A 2,436-nucleotide genomic window follows, 5' to 3' on the forward strand; every position below is an offset into this window, starting at 1 on the left:
TGATAGCGGCAAGATCTTCCGCATTCTCGCGCATACCTGCGGCCCATTTCCGCAGGTATTCGCCCCGTACCGAAGGAAGAACATCGCGCCATCTTTGAAATGCGCTTCTCGCGACGTTGACTGCAGTGTCCACGTCGGAAATCTCACAGGCTGCCACCTGAGCCAGTTCCTCGCCAGTCGCGGGGTCCACTACGGAGATCGTTTCAACCTTGGAAAGCCAGGCGCCATTAACATAAGCGCACTTTTGCAGAAGGTCCGGCCGTTTAAGCCCCTTTAATGTGGTTGCTGAACCTTTCATTCGTAACCCCAAATCGAGTGTTCATTTTCGCCAAACTAACCCCGCAACTGAGGCGATTGGCAGCGCGATGTACGGCCATGAAGGCGTTCTCCTGCGAATAATGACGTTCTGCTGAGTTTTTGCGTCTGATCTCGGTCTGCTTTTGGGGAGCCGCATTAAGGAAAGAGGACATTTCTGCCAGTCTACGCGTGGCATACGACGTCGCGGACCTAGCTGGCAGGGGTCAGCAGGCCTATAGCGGTGCCTCTTGCGGAGATGTGCCGGCACTTGGTTGCACAGGACGCATAGTTGTCGTGTCGCTTTGATCGACGAGCGTTTCGACTGAAGGAGCATTGGGTGAGCTTTTATTTTCGCCCTGGAGATCGTCCAAACCCCACCCTCCACCGGTCTGAAGTCCTCTGCCGAAGATACATCCATGGCGGGCGTTCAGAGCGGGCCGCCCGCCCGATAGGGGCCGAAAGAACTACGGAAAGAGGATTAGCTGCGCGACCGCGCAAAAAACGCAGATGTTATGCGGCATCTCCTCGCTGGCAGCACAAGCCCGGCGTCTAAGGCGTGCTACCGTGTGAAGGAACACAAGCGGATATGGACAAATGTCTGGCATAGTCAAACAGGCCGGGTTCAGGGGAGACGCAACGTGAGCCACACCATCAATCACCTCAAAAAGCTGAGGCTCCAGCGCAGCGAACTGGCAGTTCCGGGTTCTAGCCCAGAAATGATCGACAAGGCGGCGAACAGCGCCGTCGACTTCGTCTTCCTCGACATCGAGGACGCGGTCGCCCCACCCGACAAGGAGCGCGCCCGCAAGAACATCATCCAGGCGCTGAACGACATCGACTGGCGCGCGAAGGGCAAGACCGTCTCGGTGCGCATCAACGGCCTCGACACCCATTACATGTATCGCGATGTCGTCGACGTGATGGAACAGGCCGGCAATCGGTTGGACACCATCCTGGTGCCGAAGGTGGGCGTGCCGGCCGACCTCTATATGGTCGAGGCCATGATCAACCAGATCGAGATGGCCAAGGGCTTCAAGACCCGTGTCGGTCTTGAAGCGCTGATCGAGACGGCGCTCGGCATGGCTAATGTCGAGGCGATCGCCGCCACGCCGGGCCGGCTGGAAGCCATGCATTTCGGCGTCGCCGACTATGCGGCGAGCAACAAGGCACGCACTGTCAACATCGGCGGCCTCAATCCCGACTATCCCGGCGACCAGTGGCATTTTGCCTTGTCGCGCATGACCGTCGCCTGCCGCGCCTATGGCCTGCGCGCCATCGACGGACCGTTCGGCGATTTCTCCGATCCTGAAGGCTACATGGCCGCCGCCAAGCGCGCCGCGGCTCTCGGCATCGAAGGCAAATGGGCGATCCACCCTTCGCAGATCACTTTGGCTAACGACGTGTTCTCGCCGCCTGAGAAGGAGGTCACGCGAGCCCGCCGCATCCTGGAGGTGCTCAAGGAAGCGGAGGCGCTCGGAAAGGGAGCCGCGGCGCTCGATGGCAAGATGATCGACGCGGCTTCGGAACGCATGGCGCGCAACGTGCTGACGGTCAACGAGGCGATCGAGCGCGCCGGCCGGGCGCAGACGACGCACTGAGTTTTCGGGAGGAAATATGGACATTCACGAATACCAGGCCAAGGAACTGCTCGCCCGTCACGGCGTCCACGTGCCGCGCGGCGGTCTGGCCTACAGTCCGGAGCAGGCGACGTACCGTGCCAGCGAGATCGGTGGCGGCAAATGGGTGGTCAAGGCGCAGATACATTCCGGCGCGCGCGGCAAGGCTGGCGGCATCCGCATTTGCAAGTCCGACCAGGAAGTGGGCGATGCCGCCGAGGCGATGCTCGGCAGGAAGCTGGTGACGCATCAGACGGGGCCGCGCGGCAAGCTGGTGTCGCGGCTCTATGTCGAAGAGACCGTCGACATTCGCCAGGAAATCTATCTCGCCTTTGTTCTCGACCGTAAAGCCGAGCGGGTGATGATCGTCGCGTCTGCGTCCGGCGGCATGGAGATCGAAGAGATCGCCGAAAAGCAGCCAGATTCAATCATTCGCGCGACCGTGGACCCCGGCGCGGGGATGCAGCAGTATCAGGCGCGCGAGATCGCCTTCGGGCTTGGTCTCGAGAACAACCTGATTGGC

The 2,436-nt window shown here is 60.7% G+C and carries 3 protein-coding genes; 2 read left to right on the top strand and 1 reads right to left on the bottom strand.

What is annotated here, in order from left to right; genetic code table 11:
- Positions 1-298, bottom strand: a 298-nt coding sequence (locus EOA86_RS30640) for an aldehyde dehydrogenase family protein (protein ID WP_164892137.1), incomplete at its 3' end; no start/stop codon positions are given.
- A 637-nt stretch (positions 299-935) separates the two neighbouring features.
- Here EOA86_RS30640 and EOA86_RS30645 point away from each other — a divergent pair.
- On the top strand, positions 936-1,895 hold the full coding sequence (locus EOA86_RS30645) for a CoA ester lyase (RefSeq protein WP_091598608.1): 960 nt from the start codon (positions 936-938) through the stop codon (positions 1,893-1,895).
- Between the two features lie 16 nt (positions 1,896-1,911).
- On the top strand, positions 1,912-2,436 hold a 525-nt coding region (locus tag EOA86_RS30650; protein ID WP_206630183.1), incomplete at its 3' end, for an ATP-grasp domain-containing protein.

This window comes from Mesorhizobium sp. M5C.F.Ca.IN.020.32.2.1 (assembly GCF_004023105.1).
Lineage (GTDB): Bacteria > Pseudomonadota > Alphaproteobacteria > Rhizobiales > Rhizobiaceae > Mesorhizobium > Mesorhizobium wenxiniae.